Source organism: Sphingomonas sp. FUKUSWIS1 (genome assembly GCF_000733135.1).
GTDB lineage: Bacteria > Pseudomonadota > Alphaproteobacteria > Sphingomonadales > Sphingomonadaceae > Sphingomonas > Sphingomonas aerolata.
Genome location: NZ_JPJC01000279.1, coordinates 1 through 656, shown reverse-complemented (window position 1 = coordinate 656; position 656 = coordinate 1). Strand labels below are relative to the sequence as shown.

1 protein-coding gene is annotated in these 656 nt (G+C 69.5%); it reads right to left on the bottom strand.

Annotated features, from left to right (window positions below; genetic code table 11):
* Positions 1–178 precede the first annotated feature (178 nt).
* Positions 179–656, bottom strand: a 478-nt coding sequence (locus sphsw_RS17740) for a glycosyltransferase (protein WP_031441778.1), incomplete at its 5' end; no start/stop codon positions are given.

Here is a 656-nt window from a genome sequence, read left to right as displayed (position 1 = left end):
GGCGGCTGTGCGGCGGGGATCAGCGCGGCGACGCCGGTCCGCCAGACCAGTTCCTCGAGCATCGTCCCCGGCATCGCGACGAAGCCAATCATCGCGGCGACCGCGACGAGCAATGCTGCGGCGACGGGAAGGTGGCGGATCGGGGACTGTCGATGGAATTCGGTCATGCCATGGTCCGTCATTCGGCCTGTATCAGCCGATGGTAAAGCGGTTCGTAACGCAAAATGTTTGACGACCAGTTACGGTCGCGCTCGACGAACGCCCGCGCGCGCTGGCGGCGCGACGGCCAGTCCGCGCGATCGTCGAACATCCCCGCCAGTGCCGCCGCGATCGCTGGCGGATCGTCGGGTGGGAACAGCGTGCCCGTATCCCCGTCACGAATCAACTCGCGGTGTCCGCCGACGTCCGACGCGGCCACCATCCGCCCCTGCGCCATCGCCTCGAGCGGCTTGAGCGGCGTCACCAGATCGGTCAGCCGCATCCGCTTGCGCGGATAGGCGAGGATGTCGATCAGCCCGTAATAGCGCTCGACCTCCGCATGCGGCACCCGGCCGACGAAATGGATCGCGTCCGCGACCGGCGAGGCCGCAGCCTGCGCCGCCAGCGCATCCGCCATCGGCCCGCCCCCGACCAGCAGCAGCCGCGCGTCCGGCCGT